Consider the following 17,778-nt stretch of genomic DNA (forward strand, 5'->3'; position numbering starts at 1 on the left):
GCAAAGAGCGGTCAGTAGTCCTTCAGGGTGATCGAGTTGACGATGCGATCGAACACGTCCTGCGGGATCGGGGCACCGCCCGGGATGTTGTCGACGACCAGCCATTGGTTGCGCTTGACGTAGTCGCTGAACTCCTTGTGGTAGTTCGCGAAGCCGAGCTCGTAGTCGACCTCGCCGTCTCGAGTGGCCGCCTTGAGCTCGCCGGCCAGGACGTAGGCGCCCAGCAGCGCGACGCTGGTGCCCTGGCCCGACAGCGGCGAACAGCAATACGCGGCGTCACCGACCAGCGCGACCCGCCCCCGCGACCAGCGATCCATCTTGATCTGCGACATCTCGTCGAAGTAGAAGTCCGGCGCGGTGCGCATGTACTCCAGCAGCTGTGGCCGCACCCAGCCGTCGTCGGCCATCCGCTTTTCCAGCTCGACGAGCTGGGCCTCGGCGTCCCGGTAGTCGATCCGCAGGTCCGGGTCCATGAACCCGATCATGGCCCGGGCCTCTTTGTTGTTGCGGGCGCTGTAGACGCCAGCCATGGTGGAGTCCCCGTAGTGCCAGGTCTGCCAGTAGTCCAGATCGAGGAAGTTGGGGACGGTGAAGATCGCCGCGAAGGTGCCCAGCCGGTCGATGAACTGCTCCTCGGGGCCGAAGACCAGCCGGCGCACGGTGGAGTGCAGGCCGTCAGCGCCGATGACCAGGTCGAAGCGGCGCGGGTCGGTGTGCTGGAAGGTGACCGCGACGGACGTGCCGTCGTCCTCCAAAGCGACGATGCTGTCGTCGAAGAGGAATTCGACATTGAGTTTGGTTGAGTCGTACAGCAATTCGACGAGATCGTCACGCAGCAGCTCGATGTCGGGGTTGGCGATGAGCCCGCCGGTCGGCGTGGATTCGGTGTCTTGGGACAGCTCGTTGCCGTCGGCGTCGACGACGGACGCGCCCCGGATTCGCGTGCGCACGTGGTCGGCGGCGGCCCGCAGCTGCATGCGTTCCAGCACCGTCAGCGCGGGGCCCCGAACGTCGATCGCCTGGCCCCCGGGCCGCAGCCCGGGGTGGCGTTCCACCACGGTGACCGAACAACCGTGCCGGGCAAGCCAGTAGGCGACCGTCGTGCCGGCCACGCTGGCGCCGGAAACCAGAACGTCAGTCAATTGATCCCTGCCAACTTCTTTGCTTGGGCGAAGATGTCGTCGAGCATTCCCGGAGTCAACCTACCGGTGAACATATTTTGCTGGCTCGGGTGGTAGCAGCCCAGCAATCGCACGCCCGAGCCGAGTTCGGCGACCGCGGCGTGACCGAACCGGGGCTTGGGCATCCCGGAGGCGGCAGGCAGCCGCAGTGCCACCTGCCAGGCGAATCCCCCCAGCGCCACGATGACCCTGACATGTTCGGCGACCAATCGCCACTCGGCGTTCAGCCAGGGCCAGCAGGTGTCCCGCTCCGCCGGCGTCGGGGCGTTGGCCGGGGGCGCGCACCGCACCGGCGCCACGATGCGAAACCCCTTGGCCCGCAAACCATCCGCAGCGTCGACGCTGGTCGGCTGGTTCACCAGGCCGGCCCGATGCAGCGCCGCGTACAGCTGGTCGCCGGAGCGGTCTCCGGTGAACATCCGTCCGGTCCGGTTGGCGCCGTGCGCGGCGGGCGCCAGCCCGACGATCAACAGCCGGGGCCGCTCGGATCCGAAGCTCGGCACCGGCCTCCCCCAGTACGGCTGGTCGGCGAACGCCCGGCGCTTTGCCACCGCGACGTCCTCGCGCCAGCTGACCAGCCGCGGACAGGCCCGGCACACGGTGACCATCGCGTCGAGCTCGGTCATCGAATCGGCGCGAGCGCTCAGGGCGACCACCTGACCGGCGTCCGCCGCCACCGGGGTCTGCGGCGTCGCCGGGTCGCCCGGCCAACCGGTGCCGGGGGGTACAGGGGAATCGAACTCCTGGCCGGTACGCGGGTGGGCGAGCACATGAACATCGAAGCACTGACCGACCGACGGGAGTTAAATCGGTGGCTGGCGTCGGCGCTCTGGCGCTAGATTCAGCCGCGATAGCCCATGAAAACCGGCGGCCCTGCGTTTTTGATTCTGTTCGCCTCGCTGATGGCGACGGCGGGCACCGGCATTTCGGTGGTGGCGTTTCCGTGGCTGGCGCTGCAGCACCAGGGCAGCGCGGGGGACGCGTCGATCGTCGCGGCTGCCATGACCCTCCCTCTGGTGCTCTCGACGCTGGTCGCCGGCACCGCGGTCGACTTCTTCGGGCGCCGCCGGGTATCGGTCGTTTCCGACGCGCTGTCGGGCACGGCGGTGGCGGCCGTACCGCTGATCGCCTGGTGGGCCGGCCGCGGCGCGCTGAACTTGGCGGTGCTGGCGGTCCTGGCGTTGCTGGCGGCCGCTTTCGACCCGGCCGGGGTGACGGCCCGCCAGTCGATGCTGCCCGAGGCGGCGGCCCGTGCCGGCTGGTCGCTGGACCGCACCAACAGCAGCTACGAGGCGATCCTCAACCTCGCCTACATCGTCGGCCCGGGGATTGGGGGCTTGATGATCGCCGCGGTGGGTGGGATCAACACGATGTGGGTCACGGCCAGCTTTTTCGGGCTGTCCCTCCTCGCCATCGCGGCACTCCGCCTCGAGGGCGTCGGGCGGCCGCACCACACCGCCCGGCCCGACGGCCTGGTGTCCGGCGTCGTGGAGGGGATGCGGTTCGTCTGGAATCTGCGGGTGCTGCGGGCGCTCGGCCTGATCGACCTGGTGGTCACCGCGCTGTACCTGCCGATGGAAAGCGTGTTGTTTCCCAAGTACTTCAGTGACCGGCATCAACCCGCACAGCTGGGTTGGGCCCTGATGGCGCTCGGGGTCGGTGGCGTCGTGGGCGCCCTCGGCTACGCCGTGCTGTCGAGGAAACTGCGGCGGCGCACCGCCGTGCTGACCGCTACCCTCACCTTCGGCGCGGCGACGGCGGGCGTCGCCTTCCTGCCCCCGCTGCCGGTGATCCTGGTGCTCTGCGCGGTCACCGGCGTGGTGTACGGGCCGATCCAGCCGATCTACAACTACGTGATGCAGACCCGGGCCCCGCAGCACCTGCGCGGCCGCGTCGTCGGGGTGATGACGGGGCTGACCTTCGCCGCGGGCCCGCTCGGACTGCTGGTGGCCGGCCCGCTGACCGACGCCGCGGGGCTGAAGGCGACGTTCCTGGCGCTGGCGCTGCCGATCGTGGTGGTCGGCCTCATCGCCACCCGGCTGCCGTCGCTGCGGGAGCTGGACCCGGAGCCGGCGGTCCGAACGTAGGATCGCCGGGTGAGTTCCGATGCGCTGGCGGACCTGATCGCCGGCCTGCCCGACGGGATGGTCGTCACCGATCCGACCGTGACCGAGGGCTACCGCCAGGACCGCGCGTTCGACCCGTCGGCGGGCAAGCCGCTGGCCGTCGTGCGGCCGCGGCGCACCGAAGAGGTGCAAACGGTCATGCGATGGGCCACCACCAACAGGGTGCCCGTGGTGACCCGGGGAGCGGGCAGCGGGCTGTCGGGCGGCGCGACCGCGCTGGACGCCGGCATCGTGCTGTCGACGGAGAAGATGCGCGACATCGCCGTGGACCCCGTCACCCGCACCGCGGTGTGCCAGCCCGGCCTGTTCAACGCCGAGGTGAAGAAGGCCGTCGCCGTATACGGGTTGTGGTATCCGCCCGACCCGTCGTCCTACGAGATCTGCAGCATCGGCGGCAACATCGCCACCAACGCCGGCGGGCTGTGCTGCGTGAAGTACGGCGTGACCACCGACTACGTGCTGGGCATGCAGGTGGTACTGGCCGACGGCACCGCCGTCCGGCTCGGCGGCCCGCGGTTGAAGGACGTCGCGGGGCTGTCCCTGACGAAGCTCTTCGTCGGTAGCGAGGGCACGCTGGGCGTCATCACCGAGGTCACGCTGCGGCTGGTGCCCGCCCAGAACCCGTCGAGCATCGTGGTGGCCGGCTTCTCCTCGGTGCGGGCGGCCGTCGACGCGGTGCTCGGGATCACCGCGCGGCTGCGCCCCTCCATGCTCGAATTCATGGACTCGGTGGCGATCAACGCCGTGGAGGACAGCCTGCGGATGGACCTGGACCGCGAGGCGGCCGCCATGCTGGTGGCCGGGTCCGACGAGCGGGGACGGGCCGGGAGCGAGGACGCCACGATCATCGCGGAGGTGTTCGCGGAAAACGGCGCGACGGAGGTTTTCTCGACTAGCGACCCGGACGAGGGCGAGGCCTTCATCGCCGCCCGCCGGTTCTGCATCCCGGCGGTCGAGGCCAAGGGATCGCTGCTGCTCGAGGATGTCGGGGTGCCGCTGCCGGCGCTGGGGCAACTGGTCACCGGCATCGCGCGCATCGCCGCCGAGCGCGACCTGATGATCTCGGTGATCGCCCATGCGGGCGACGGCAACACCCACCCGCTCATCGTCTACGACCCCGCCGACGCCGCGATGACCGAACGCGCACACGTCGCCTTCGGCGAGATCATGGACCTGGCCGTCGGCCTGGGCGGCACGATCACCGGCGAGCACGGCGTCGGCCGGTTGAAGCGGCCCTGGCTTGCCGGCTATCTGGGCCCGGACGTGATGGCGCTGAATCAGCGCATCAAGCAGGCGCTCGACCCGCTGGGCATTCTCAACCCGGGCGCGGCGATCTAGTTCTCGCTTTGACGGCCCGGCTTGTTCGGCGCTCGAGCGCCCAGCTGGCCGGGCGTTCGCCACCGGGCGCCCGGCTCATCTAGTTCGCGCTCGAGCGCCCAGCTGGCCGGGCGTTCGCCAGCGGGCGCCCGGCTCACCGGGCGCTCGGCTCAAGGGCCGATAGTTGACATATCGACCGCACCGTCGTACGAATGAGACATGTCGGTAGTTATGTCTCACGATGCCCCAGTCCGGTTCGAGCTCGCCACGGCCGACACCTGGCCGGACCCGTGGCCGATGTACCGCGCGCTGCGCGATCACGATCCGGTGCATCATGTGGTGCCGCGCGGCAGGCCGGACCATGACTACTACGTGCTGTCTCGCCACGCCGACGTGTGGTCGGCGGCCCGCGACCACGAGACGTTCTCCTCGGCGCAGGGCTTGACCGTCAACTACGGCGACCTGGAGATGATTGGGCTGCAGGACAACCCGCCCTTCGTGATGCAGGATCCACCGGCGCACACCGAGTTTCGCAAGCTGGTGTCACGCGGCTTCACTCCGCGGCAGGTCGAGGCGGTCGAGCCGAAGGTCCGCGAATTCGTCGTCGAGCGTATCGAGAGGCTGCGCGCCGACGGCGGCGGGGACATCGTCACCGAACTGTTCAAACCCCTGCCCTCGATGGTGGTCGCCCATTATCTCGGTGTGCCCGAGGAGGATCGGGCACAGTTCGACGGCTGGACGGACGTGATCGTCGCTGCCAACACCGCCGACGGCGGCGTCGCCGGGGCCCTGGAAACCGTCGGCGACGCGGTCGGCTCGATGATGGCCTATTTCACCGCGCTGATCGAGCGGCGCCGGACGGGACCCGACGACGACACCATCTCGCACCTGGTGTCCGCCGGCGTCGGCGCCGACGGCGACATCGCCGGCACCCTGTCGGTGCTGGCGTTCACCTTCACGATGGTCACCGGCGGTAACGACACCACCACCGGAATGCTCGGCGGCTCGATGCCCTTGCTGCACGGGCGACCCGACCAGCGGCAACGCCTGGTCGCCGCCCCGGGCCTCATCCCCGACGCGGTCGAGGAATTGTTGCGCCTCACCGCACCTGTGCAGGGGCTGGCGCGCACCACCACGCGGGACGTGACGCTGCACGACACAACCATCCCGGCCGGGCGGAAGGTGCTCCTGCTGTACGGGTCGGCCAACCGTGACGAACGCCAATATGGTTCCGACGCGGGCGAACTCGACGTGACCCGGTGCCCGCGCAACATCATGACGTTCAGCCATGGCGCACACCACTGCCTGGGCGCCGCGGCGGCCCGGATGCAGTCCCGGATCGCCCTGACCGAACTGCTGGCCCGCTGTCCGGACTTCGAAGTCGACGAGTCGGCGATCGTCTGGTCGGGTGGCAGCTATGTGCGGCGGCCGCTGTCGGTCCCGATCCGGGTGAACGCCTGATGGCGACCGACTGGCTGGCCGCGCACCGCACCGAGGCGGCCGTCGACCGGATACTCGACGCGGCCGAGCGGCTCTACACCGAGCGGGACCAGGCCTCGATCGGGATGAACGAAATCGCGAAGGCGGCGGGCTGTTCTCGCGCGACGCTGTACCGGTACTTCGACGGTCGTGAGGCGTTGCGGACCGCCTACGTGCACCGCGAGACCTACCGACTCAGCGACGAGATCAAAAAGCGGGTCTCCGGCGTCCGCGATCCTCGCGAACGGTTGATCGTCAGCATCACCACCACCCTGCGGATCGTTCGCCAGACGCCGGCGTTGGCCTCCTGGTTCGACACCACGCGCCCACCCATCGGCGGCGAGATGGCCGGACAGTCCGAGGTGATCGCCGCGCTGGCCGCTGCCTTTCTGGATTCGCTGGGTCCCGACGAGGCGGCCATCGTGGAACGCCGCGCCCGTTGGGTGGTCCGGATCATCGCGTCGCTGTTGATGTTTCCCGGCCGCGACGAGGCCGACGAACGGGCGATGATCGAGGAGTTCGTCGCCCCGGTCGTGACCCCGGTTGCGGCGCGCCGCTGAGCCGGCGTCCGACGTGCCGAGCTCGAGCGGTTTATTCCCGCACGCGGGTGAAGCGGTGCAACACCCAGGCGACGGGGATCGTCAGCACCATCGTCGCCACGAACAGGTACAGCATCGAGCCGGTGTAGACGTGCGCCCGCACCACGTAGACCATCGCGAATTCCATCGTGATCAGGTGGACCAGGAAGATCTCGTAGGAGATTTCGCCCAGCCACACCATCGGCCGGGTGGCCAGCAGCTGATAGTACCACCCCCGGTCACCGAGGGCCAGCGGCGCCACCGCGAGTGAGGCGATCACGGCATAGAAACACGTCTTGTACAAGGCCTCGCTGAGCGCGGCCGGCGAGGTCGTGGGCGCACCGGCAATCGGCGTCGAGACGATGAAGTAACAGATGACCGCCAGCGGTATGGCGACAAAGGCGTAGCCACGGACCCCCATCCTCTGCAGCACCGCCAGCATCATGCCGCCGAGGAACCAGGCCAGATAGGTGGGCAGCCACAGCCGCGCGCCGTCGGGGAACATGTGATCGGCGTGCACCAGGACCAACCACCCCGGGCTGATCAGCGTCATCGCGGCCAGGGAGGCCAGCATCAGCCGCGGCTGCCACCGGCGCCGACAGATCAGCACCAGCAGCAGGTAGGCCAGCAGGGGCAGCACCACGTAAAAGGCCGCCTCGACGGCCAGGCTCCACATCTGGGTCAGCCCCTGATGCAGATACTTTCCCAGATAGCCGTTGCAATAGATCTGCGTCAGCGTGAGGTTGCGGACCAGGCCCAGCCAGGTGTGGCCGGGGTTAGGGCCCGCCTGACGGAAGTGATACAGCACGTAGGCGAACAGCACGGTGATGACGTATGCGGGCATGATGCGCCGAAACCGGTGCCACGCGTAGCGGCTCAACGACGGCGGCGGCCCGCCGGTGGCGGCCGACTTCACCCACGGGCGAAATAGCAGGAACCCGGAGAGCACGAAGAAGATCGGGACGCCGATCTCCATCCTGGCGCCGACCAGCCCCCAATAGCCGTGGGTGTACTTGCCGGTGGTGTAGGCCGCGTGGGTGCCGACGACGAGGAGGGCGGCGACCGCACGGATTCCGGTCAGTGCGGCGACCCGGTCGACGTGGGAGGTCTGCTCGAGCCCGCCCTGGGCGTCCTGCTCTTCGGACAGGGTCATCCGGCGTGTCTTTTGCCTGGCTTACCGCCCCCAGATTGCGCATTGCGACGCCTGTCGGACGACCTCTCCGGCTGCAAGTTGATCAGCACCCCCGAGATGCGGGTCTGTTCAAGCTTTTTCAGCGTCGCGCGGGGCAATTTGGCCGGCAGCTCCACCAGCGAGAAGTCCGGGCCAATGGCGATGTGGCCGAAGTCGCTGCGGTGCAGACCGCCTTCGTTGGCGATGGCGCCCACGATCGCGCCCGGACCGACCTTGTGTCGCTTGCCCACCGCGATGCGGTACGTGCCGAACGTTCGGGGCTCGCGGGGGCGTTCCGGCCTGTCGGGACGCTCACGACGTTCGCGCCGCTCGGGTGGCGGTTCGGGCGCCATCAGAAACGCCTCTCCGTCACGGGACTGGACCGCCAGCGCCGCGGCGATGTCGGCCATCGGGACGTCGTGTTCGCGCTCGTAGTCCTGGACCAACTTCCGGAACAGCTCGATGCCCGGGGCGCTGAGCGCGTCGGTGATGGAGTCGGCGAATTTCGCGACGCGCTGGGCGTTGACGTCCTCGACGCTCGGCAATTCGGCTTCGGTGAGCGTCTGCCTCGTCGCTTTTTCGATCGCCTTGAGCAGGTGGCGTTCGCGCGGAGAGACGAACAACAGCGCGGTGCCCGAACGTCCCGCCCTCCCGGTGCGCCCGATCCGATGGACGTAGGACTCGGTGTCATGGGGGATGTCGTAGTTGAGGACGTGCGAGATCCGGTCGACGTCCAGTCCGCGCGCGGCCACGTCGGTGGCGACCAAGATGTCGATGCCCTTGGCGCCACCCTCCTTGAGCGCGGCGATGGTCCGCTCGCGCTGCGCCTGCGGGATGTCGCCGTTGATGGCGGCCGCGGAAAAACCGCGGGCCCTGAGCTTTTCGGCAACCTCTTCGGTCGCCTGTTTGGTGCGGACGAACACGATCATCGCCTCGAAGGGCTCGACCTCGAGGACGCGGGTCAGCGCGTCCATCTTGCGGGGACCGGCGACCTGGATGTAGCGCTGCGAAATGTTCTCGGCGGTGGCGGATTTGGCCTTGAAAGTGACCTCGAACGGATCGTGCAGGTACTTGGTGGTGAGCTTGCGGATCGCGGGCGGCATGGTCGCCGAGAACAGCGCGACCTGCTTGTATTCCGGAGTCTCGGACAGGATGCGTTCGACGTCTTCGGCGAACCCCATGGTCAGCATCTCGTCGGCTTCGTCGAGCACCAGGTAGTCCACGTGCGACAGGTCCAGTGTCCCGCGCTCCAGGTGGTCGATGACCCGGCCGGGCGTGCCGACCACCACCTGCGCGCCGCGCCGCAGTCCGGCCAGCTGCACCGTATAGGAGGACCCGCCGTAGATCGGCAACACCTGGATTTCGGGCAGGTGTGCCCCGTACCGGCTGAAGGCCTCGGCCACCTGCAGGGCAAGCTCGCGGGTGGGCGCCAGCACCAGGGCCTGGGTTGCCTTGCTCGTGACGTCGATCTTGGACAGGATCGGGATCGCGAAGGCCGCCGTCTTGCCGGTCCCGGTCTGCGCCAGCCCCACCACGTCCGAGCCCGCCATCAGTGCGGGGATGGTTGCGGCCTGGATGGCCGTGGGCGACTCATAGCCGACGTCGCCGACCGCCCGCATGACCGCGGGATGAATGTGCAGGTCGGCGAACGTCGGGGAGGCAGCTTCGGGTGAGCTGTCGGGAGGGGTCATCGCACCATGGAGTGTAGTGGTGCTCGCAAACTCAGCCGAGCCGAGTGCAGCGGTGCGCGGCGCGCGGTCGACCTTGCTGGGACCGCGGGGCCGATGACGGTACGGTGCGTCGATGTGGGGTTGCTACCGAGCCGTGCGCTGACGGGTCTGGCCGGTGTCGTTTCGATCTGCGCGGCGCTGAGCGCGTGCGGGTCCGGAGATTCCACCATCGCAAAGACACCGCAGGCGACGACGACCACGCCGACGGCGTCGATCACCGCCCCCGCGGCACCGATCCCGACGTCAGGAGCGGGCGCGCCCAGCACGGCGCCTGCCGACCCCTGCGCGGTCAACCTCGCCTCGCCGACCATCGCCAAGGTGGTCTCCGAACTGCCCCGCGATCCGCGCAGCCAGCAGCCCTGGAATCCCGAGCCGCTGGCGGGAAACTACAACGAGTGCGCGCAGCTGTCGGCCGTGATCATCAAGGCCAATACCAACGCGCTCAATCCGAGCACGCGGGCGGTGCTCTTCCACCTCGGCCAGTTCATTCCGCAGGGAGCGCCGGATACTTATGGCTTCAACGGGATTGACGCGTCGCAGACTACCGGCGACACCGTGGCGCTGACATACCCCAGCGGCATCAACGGCCTGAACACCGATGTGCGTTTCCACTGGAACGGCAACGCGGTCGAGCTGATCGGCAACACGCCCGGTCGGTGAGGCCCTGACCGCTCAGCCGCTCACCATGAGCGGGAGCGAGATCGCGCCTGAGTCACCGGCCACGACAATCACCCAGCCGCCGCTGGCGGGCAGACGGACGTTGACGTCGAAGAACGCGAACCCGATCTCCGCCGCGACGGCCGCTTCGGGCACCTCGTGCACCTCGTGAGACGGTTCGTCGTCCGTTGGAGGCCGAATCTCGATCTCGATCCGCCGGTCGGAATCACCCGTTTCGGCCTAGGTCAGTACGACGAGCACAAACGGGCCACGCGGTCGGGGCCGATGACGAACCGGGACACCACGCCGCCCGTCACGTTCAGTTTGTTGTCGACTACCGAGGCCGCCTCCGCGAGGAGGGCTCCCGTCACGATCATCCAGCCGAAGGTACCGCTTTGCGGGTGGGTTGGGTCGTCGGCGGCGTACGCGGCCAATTCCATGGAGAGTACAGACTGAGCAGAGCGTCCCGGCTATCGGGTCGCAGCCACCTCGGCATTGGCTGTGTTCGTTGGTGCCGAGTCGGCGGCGCCGGCTCCCGCGGCCTAATCCCCCGGCGCACCTTCAAAGAAGGCCGATGTGTGGCTGATCGCAGTCCTGCACCAGTCGGTTCCGGCGCACCGACAACGCAGTCGCTCCGGCGATTAGGCTCGGGAAGCCGCGTTCATCCGATATGCCCTTTTGCGATCGGTTAACATGACGACATCAAAGGGCTAATTTCGGCAGGATTTTCACGGCGCGGACGGTAGGTCGAGGGTGCCATGGTAGCCATCCACTTCATCTCGGGTCTGCCGCGTTCCGGCTCGACATTGCTCGCCGCGTTGCTGCGACAAAACCCTCGGTTCGAGGCGGGGATGTCGGGTCCACTGGCTGGCCTGTTCGGCGCCCTGCTGGGCGAAATGAGCGGGCGCAACGAGTTCTCCGTGTTCATCGACGACAACAAGCGGGAGCGCATCCTGCGCGGATTGTTCAACGACTTCTATGCCGACTGCACCGCCGAGGTGGTCTTCGACACCAACCGCGGCTGGTGTGGGTGGATGCCCGCTATTGCACGTCTGTTTCCCAATGCGAAAGTCATTGCGTGCGTACGTGAACTGCCATGGGTGGTGGACAGCATCGAGCGGTTGATCCAGCGCAACGTCTTCAGCCCGTCGTCGATTTTCAATTACAGCGCCGGTGGCACGGTCTACAGCCGCGCCCAACAAGTGGTGGCGTCCGACGGCATGGTGGGCGGTCCCTACGACGCTCTGAAACAGGCATGCTATGGCGCGCAACGGGATCGGCTGCTGGTGCTGCAATACGAAACCTTGACCACCGACCCGGCCAAGTCGATGCAGGCCATCTACCGGTTTATCGGCCAGCCGGTATTCGAGCACGATTTCGTCCATGTCGATTACGACGTCACGGAGTTCGACGAACGGGCCGGTACGCCCGGGCTGCACACCGTGCGCGCTACCGTCGAGGCCCAACCGCGCGAGACGTTGCTGCCGCCAGATCTGTTCAATCGTTTTGTCCGCGACGCCTTTTGGCGGGATCCGGAGAGGATCCCCGTCGGGCTGCACGTCGTCTAAGGTTCGCCAGCTCGACGGCGGCTCCGGCCCACGCTGATGTGGAGGCTGGTTAGGTCGTTTGGCACGTCTCGCACGGTCGGACTCGGGCACGGTATCCGGCGTCGGTGGCGCAGCCTTGGTCGGTGGGTGCTGCAAATGACAACCGCGGCCTGCTCTTTCGACCGGGCCGCGGTTGTCATTTCAATCATTGGCGGACTATCACGGGACGTTGGCCCCGTTGCCTCCGTCGCTTCCGTTCGTGTTGCCAGTACCGGGGTTGCCGTTGATGCCGTTGCCGCCGGTGCCGCCGGTGCCGTTGCCGCCGGTGCCACCGTGGCCGCCGTGGCCGGTGCCGGTGGTGCTGCCGGCACCGCCAGAACCGCCGTGGCCACCGGTGCCGGAGACGTTGCCGGCGTTGGTGCCGTCGCCACCATGACCGCCGGCGCCGCCGAAGGCGCCCGACGCGCCGCCACCGTTGCCGCCGGCGCCGCCGTAACCGCCCGTACCGTTAGCGGTGGCGGTGCCAGACAACGCGTCGACGTGGCCGAAGCCACCGGCCGCACCCGCGCCGCCGGCCGCACCGGCGACGGTGCCGTTGCCGCCGGCTCCGGCCGCACCGCCGACCGCGTTGCCCGACACAGTCGCGTCGCCGAGGGCCTGCACCCAGGCCATGCCCGCGTTGCCGGCCGGGGTGCTGGTCTGCGAGGCGTTGCTACCACCGTCACCGCCGAAAGCACCGGTGCCGCTGTTACCGCCGGCCCCACCGATGGCCGTGCCGCTCGCAGTCGGAACGTCACCGGGTGCGGTCGGGTTCTGGGCGATGATCGCCGCCTCACCGCCGTCACCACCGGTGTGCGTGTCAAAGCCCGCACCACCGGCACCACCGGTCGCCGTGCCCGACGCATGTCCGGTCGTGGGACCAAGGTTGCCGAACCCGCCGTCGATCTCGGCCCAGCCACCGTCACCACCGTGACCGCTACTGTTGCCCGCCCCACCAGCACCACCCGTGGCACTGCCGTTCGCGGTGCTGTTGTTACCAAGGGCTTCCACAACCCCGTGGCCGCCGTCACCACCGGTGCCACCCACACCCGAACCGGCCCCGCCGGCCCCACCAATCGCGGTGCCGCTGGCCGTCTGCCCGGTATTGCCGGGGAAGTACCCGCCAAGGATCTCCGCATTCCCACCAAGCCCACCGGTCCCGCCGCTACTGCCGGCGCCACCGACCCCGCCGGTCGCCGTACCCGACGCCGTATTGGTCGCACCATGAGCACCCACATAGCCGTAACCGCCGAGCGTGCCGTGGCCGCCGGAGGTACCCGCACCACCAGCCCCACCAGTCGCCGTACCACCGGTCACGTGACCACCCGCAGTCGCCTCAACGGTGCCGTAATTCCCAGCGCCACCGGTACTGCCGGTGCCGGTGGCGGTCCCGCCTGCCCCACCAGTGGCCGTTCCGGTCGCGGCGCTGCCCGCACCGTCGGCGGTGATGCTGCCCACACCGCCGGCACCGGCATGCCCGCCATCGGAGCCCGCCCCGCCGGCACCACCAGTCGCACCGGTCTGAGTGCCTGCGGCGGTAGCGCCGCCGGTGGCGGCGATCGAACCGGTGCCACCGGCCCCACCAGTAGCGCCGTTGGTACCGCCACTGCCGCCGCTACCACCGGTAGCACTACCGGAAGCCGTGCTGCCCGCACCGGCGGCAGAAACGGTGCCGTCAGCACCGACGCCACCGGCCCCGCCGGCGCTGGTGCCCGTCCCGGCGCCACCGGCCCCACCGGCACCACCGGTGGCGCTACCGTTCACCACCGAACTGGTGTCCTGCCCCGACACATGGCCGAAGCCACCGGCCGCACCCGCACCGCCGGCACCGCCAGCGCCGCCGTTGCCGCCGGCTCCGGCCGCACCGCCGACCGCGTTGCCCGACACAGTCGCGTCGCCGAGGGCCTGCACCCAGGCCATGCCCGCGTTGCCGGCCGGGGTGCTGGTCTGCGAGGCGTTGCTACCACCGTCACCGCCAAGAGCACCGGTGCCGCTGTTACCGCCGGCCCCACCGATGGCCGTGCCGCTCGCAGTCGGAACGTCACCGGGTGCGGTCGGGTTCTGGGCGATGATCGCCGCCTCACCGCCGTCACCACCGGTGTGCGTGTCAAAGCCCGCACCACCGGCACCACCGGTCGCCGTGCCCGACGCATGTCCGGTCGTGGGACCAAGGTTGCCGAACCCGCCGTCGATCTCGGCCCAGCCACCGTCACCACCGTGACCGCTACTGTTGCCCGCCCCACCAGCACCACCCGTGGCACTGCCGTTCGCGGTGCTGTTGTTACCAGGGCTTCCACAACCCGTGGCCGCCGTCACCACCGGTGCCACCCACACCCGAACCGGCCCCGCCGGCCCCACCAATCGCGGTGCCGCTGGCCGTCTGCCCGGTATTGCCGGGGAAGTACCCGCCAAGGATCTCCGCATTCCCACCAAGCCCACCGGTCCGCCGCTACTGCCGGCGCCACCGACCCCGCCGGTCGCCGTACCCGACGCCGTATTGGTCGCACCATGAGCACCCACATAGCCGTAACCGCCGAGCGTGCCGTGGCCGCCGGAGGTACCCGCACCACCAGCCCCACCAGTCGCCGTACCACCGGTCACGTGACCACCCGCAGTCGCCTCAACGGTGCCGTAATTCCCAGCGCCACCGGTACTGCCGGTGCCGGTGGCGGTCCCGCCTGCCCCACCAGTGGCCGTTCCGGTCGCGGCGCTGCCCGCACCGTCGGCGGTGATGCTGCCCACACCGCCGGCACCGGCATGCCCGCCATCGGAGCCCGCCCCGCCGGCACCACCAGTCGCACCGGTCTGAGTGCCTGCGGCGGCAGCGCCGCCGGTGGCGGCGATCGAACCGGTGCCACCGGCCCCACCAGTAGCGCCGTTGGTACCGCCACTGCCGCCGCTACCACCGGTAGCACTACCGGAAGCCGTGCTGCCCGCACCGGCGGCAGAAACGGTGCCGTCAGCACCGACGCCACCGGCCCCGCCGGCGCTGGTGCCCGTCCCGGCGCCACCGGCCCCACCGGCACCACCGGTGGCGCTACCGTTCACCACCGAACTGGTGTCCTGCCCCGACACATGGCCGAAGCCACCGGCCGCACCCGCACCGCCGGCACCGCCAGCGCCGCCGTTGCCGCCGGCTCCGGCCGCACCGCCGACCGCGTTGCCCGACACAGTCGCGTTGCCCTGAGCCTGCACCCAGGCCATGCCCGCGTTGCCGGCCGGGGTGCTGGTCTGCGAGGCGTTGCTACCACCGTCACCGCCAAGAGCACCGGTGCCGCTGTTACCGCCGGCCCCACCGATGGCCGTGCCGCTCGCAGTCGGAACGTCACCGGGTGCGGTCGGGTTCTGGGCGATGATCGCCGCCTCACCGCCGTCACCACCGGTGTGCGTGTCAAAGCCCGCACCACCGGCACCACCGGTCGCCGTGCCCGACGCATGTCCGGTCGTGGGACCAAGGTTGCCGAACCCGCCGTCGATCTCGGCCCAGCCACCGTCACCACCGTGACCGCTACTGTTGCCCGCCCCACCAGCACCACCCGTGGCACTGCCGTTCGCGGTGCTGTTGTTACCAAGGGCTTCCACAACCCCGTGGCCGCCGTCACCACCGGTGCCACCCACGAACCGGCCCCGCCGGCCCCACCAATCGCGGTGCCGCTGGCCGTCTGCCCGGTATTGCCGGGGAAGTACCCGCCAAGGATCTCCGCATTCCCACCAAGCCCACCGGTCCCGCCGCTACTGCCGGCGCCACCGACCCCGCCGGTCGCCGTACCCGACGCCGTATTGGTCGCACCAGCGGCAGTTACCGAGCCATAACCGCCGGCCCCACCGGTGCCGCCGGTCGTACCCGCGCCGCCGGTCCCACCAGTCGCCGTGCCGCCGGTCACATGACCGCCGTCGGTCGCAGCAACGGTGGCGTAGCCTCCAGCACCACCGCTACCGAGGTTGGTGCCACCGGCCCCGCCGGTCCCGCCCGTTGCGGAACTCGCGCCAATGACCGCGCTGCCCGCCCCATCGGCGGTGAGGTTGGCCGCACCTCCGACGCCACCGGCCCCGCCGGCGGCGGTAGAGCTCCCGGCGCCACCGGTCCCACCGCTACCACCGGTGGCGGTGCCGGTGGCGCTGCCACCGGTGGTGCCCGCAACAAGGGCCCCGCCGCCGCCGCCGCCACCACCACCACCGTGGCCGGCCGCGGTGCTCGAGGCCGCGCCGCCGGCGCCACCGGCGCCGCCTGCGCCGGCGGTCGCACCGGTACCGATGTGTTCGCCGCTACCACCCGCGCCGCCGGTGCCGCCGGCGCCGAATGCGCCGTCACCGGAGTTGTCACCACCCGAGCCGCCCGTGCCACCGGTACCACCGGCCTGCGCGAAACCAGTGGTGGAGTTGGTGCCGCTGCCGGCACCCCCGGCACCGCCAGTACCACCGGTGCCGCCGACGCCGACCGCTCCGGAGGAGCCGTTGAAGCCGAGCAGCGAAACCCCTCCGGCCCCTGCCTGACCCGCGCCACCCCCGGTACCGCCGTCACCACCGGTACCGCCGATCAGGTTCGCACCGGAACCACCGGTCGCGCCATCACCACCCATGCCGCCGTGGCCACCGGCGCCACCGGTGCCCCCAAAACTCAAGAGCCCGTTGGCAGTACCGCCGGCACCACCACTACCGCCAAGTCCACCCATGGATCCGGTCCCACCGGTCCCCGCGGTGGTACCCGTTGCGGCACCGACCGTCGTGCTGTCCAGACCGGCACCGCCGGTCCCACCGGCGCCACCGGACCCGGCGGCCCAACCGATGGCCGCCCGATCGGCCCCGCCGACACCACCGTTTCCACCGGTGCCTCCGACCACATGCCCGGCCACGCCCTCGGCTCCCGCACCACCGGCACCACCGGCACCACCGAATCCGGCCACGGTGCCGCCAGCACCACCGGCACCGCCGTTACCGCCGAGGCCGATGCCGGTGCCGGTGCCGGCCCACGTGCCCACCCCACCGGCACCGCCGACGCCGCCGTTACCGAACAAGCCGGCCGCGCCGCCGTTACCGCCGTTCGCCCCGGCACCACCCGCGCCACCGGCACCACCGTTGCCCAAGATGGCGGCCGCTCCGCCGTTGCCGCCGTTCTGCCCCGCGGCCCCGGATCCACCGTCACCGCCGTTGCCGATCAAGATGCCGGCGGCCCCGCCGTTCTGACCGGTCCCGGCCGCCCCATTGGTGCCGTTGGCGATCAGCGGGCGCCCGAACAAACTAGTCGTCGGCGCGTTGATCAGACCAAAGAAGTCGTCCTCCAGCGTCTGCAGCGGCGAGGCGTTGGCGGCCTCGGTGGCCGCATACATGCCCGCGCCCGAGGTGAGCGCCTGCAGAAACTGGGTGTGGAACGCCGCCGCCTGCGCGCTCAACGCCTGAAATTCTTGCGCGTAGCCGCCGAACAACGCCGAAATCGCTCCCGACACCTCGTCCTGCGCCGCGGCCATAATCTGCGTCGTCGCCGGCGCGGCCGCCGACGTCGCCGATTTGAGCGCCGACCCGATACCGGTCAGATTCTCAGCCGCCGAGGTGAGAAGGTCAGGCGATGCGAAAACGAAGGTCGACATTTTCAGTCCTTATCACTCGCGCGAGAAAAAAGTTTGGCGTCGAGGATGCCCGCCTCCATGACAGATCGGAACATACACCCGGCCGCCAAGCTTTTCGTGTCCGTTCAGCAAACTTGGGTAAGTCCAATTTGACGTTGCAGTAAATGAGTAACCATACGTTACGGATAACCGTAACGATCGGCTAGATGAGCTAATGCCGACCGGCCGACCCCGCGACCCCTACACAAAGCCACTGGAGGGCGCGGTATTTTGCGCGGCACAGGTGGCACATCCGCGCCCTTGTAGTAGCTGATGATTCAGATTTAGCCGCGGATTCGCCGCAACCACGCTCATGAAATATAGACCAGACCGAAAGTTAACAGCAAACT

At 69.4% G+C, this 17,778-nt stretch carries 11 protein-coding genes and 1 pseudogene; 6 read left to right on the plus strand and 6 right to left on the minus strand.

Features of this window, described 5'->3' with window-relative positions; translation table 11 throughout:
* Positions 1-11: 11 nt before the first annotated feature.
* Together G6N56_RS10045 and G6N56_RS10050 are read right to left on the minus strand one after the other, a co-directional pair.
* On the minus strand, positions 12-1,142 hold the full coding sequence (locus G6N56_RS10045; protein ID WP_085254113.1) for an FAD-binding protein: 1,131 nt from the start codon (positions 1,140-1,142) through the stop codon (positions 12-14).
* Positions 1,139-1,951, minus strand: coding sequence for a uracil-DNA glycosylase (locus G6N56_RS10050; RefSeq protein ID WP_085254114.1), 813 nt, complete (start codon positions 1,949-1,951; stop codon positions 1,139-1,141). The genes G6N56_RS10045 and G6N56_RS10050 overlap by 4 nt, the downstream gene beginning before the upstream one ends.
* A gap of 87 nt (positions 1,952-2,038) precedes the next feature.
* On the opposite strand from G6N56_RS10050, the gene G6N56_RS10055 reads away from it, so the two are divergent.
* The 4 genes from G6N56_RS10055 (at position 2,039) to G6N56_RS10070 (ending at position 6,663) form a co-directional block, all read left to right on the plus strand.
* Positions 2,039-3,268, plus strand: coding sequence for a multidrug efflux MFS transporter Tap (locus G6N56_RS10055; RefSeq protein ID WP_085254115.1), 1,230 nt, complete (start codon positions 2,039-2,041; stop codon positions 3,266-3,268).
* A gap of 9 nt (positions 3,269-3,277) precedes the next feature.
* Positions 3,278-4,645 carry an FAD-binding oxidoreductase gene (locus G6N56_RS10060; protein WP_085254116.1) on the plus strand — a complete coding sequence of 456 codons (1,368 nt, stop codon included), beginning with the start codon at positions 3,278-3,280 and terminating at the stop codon, positions 4,643-4,645.
* 198 nt (positions 4,646-4,843) lie between these two features.
* Complete coding sequence (locus G6N56_RS10065; protein ID WP_163645102.1) at positions 4,844-6,085, plus strand: cytochrome P450; 1,242 nt, start codon at positions 4,844-4,846, stop codon at positions 6,083-6,085.
* Positions 6,082-6,663, plus strand: a complete 582-nt coding sequence (locus G6N56_RS10070; RefSeq protein WP_142280443.1) for a TetR/AcrR family transcriptional regulator — start codon at positions 6,082-6,084, stop codon at positions 6,661-6,663. The genes G6N56_RS10065 and G6N56_RS10070 overlap by 4 nt, the downstream gene beginning before the upstream one ends.
* A gap of 31 nt (positions 6,664-6,694) precedes the next feature.
* On the opposite strand, the gene G6N56_RS10075 is transcribed toward G6N56_RS10070, so the two are convergent.
* Both G6N56_RS10075 and G6N56_RS10080 read right to left on the minus strand, forming a co-directional pair.
* Positions 6,695-7,834 carry an acyltransferase family protein gene (locus G6N56_RS10075; RefSeq protein ID WP_085254119.1) on the minus strand — a complete coding sequence of 380 codons (1,140 nt, stop codon included), beginning with the start codon at positions 7,832-7,834 and terminating at the stop codon, positions 6,695-6,697.
* Positions 7,831-9,543 (minus strand): DEAD/DEAH box helicase, encoded by a 1,713-nt coding sequence (locus G6N56_RS10080; protein ID WP_085254120.1) that lies wholly within the window; start codon positions 9,541-9,543, stop codon positions 7,831-7,833. The genes G6N56_RS10075 and G6N56_RS10080 overlap by 4 nt, the downstream gene beginning before the upstream one ends.
* Before the next feature lie 93 nt (positions 9,544-9,636).
* On the opposite strand from G6N56_RS10080, the gene G6N56_RS10085 reads away from it, so the two are divergent.
* Positions 9,637-10,242, plus strand: a complete 606-nt coding sequence (locus G6N56_RS10085) for an LppP/LprE family lipoprotein (RefSeq protein WP_085254121.1) — start codon at positions 9,637-9,639, stop codon at positions 10,240-10,242.
* 12 nt (positions 10,243-10,254) lie between these two features.
* On the opposite strand, the pseudogene G6N56_RS10090 reads toward G6N56_RS10085, so the two are convergent.
* Positions 10,255-10,613, minus strand: a pseudogene (locus G6N56_RS10090) (hypothetical protein).
* Positions 10,614-10,997: 384 nt separating this feature from the next.
* Here G6N56_RS10090 and G6N56_RS10095 point away from each other — a divergent pair.
* Positions 10,998-11,807, plus strand: a complete 810-nt coding sequence (locus G6N56_RS10095) for a sulfotransferase family protein (protein ID WP_085254122.1) — start codon at positions 10,998-11,000, stop codon at positions 11,805-11,807.
* Between the two features lie 3,062 nt (positions 11,808-14,869).
* On the opposite strand, the gene G6N56_RS29450 is transcribed toward G6N56_RS10095, so the two are convergent.
* Positions 14,870-17,410, minus strand: a complete 2,541-nt coding sequence (locus G6N56_RS29450) for a PE family protein (protein WP_163645103.1) — start codon at positions 17,408-17,410, stop codon at positions 14,870-14,872.
* Positions 17,411-17,778 lie beyond the last annotated feature (368 nt).

It is taken from the genome of Mycobacterium saskatchewanense, from assembly GCF_010729105.1.
Taxonomy (GTDB): Bacteria; Actinomycetota; Actinomycetes; order Mycobacteriales; family Mycobacteriaceae; genus Mycobacterium; species Mycobacterium saskatchewanense.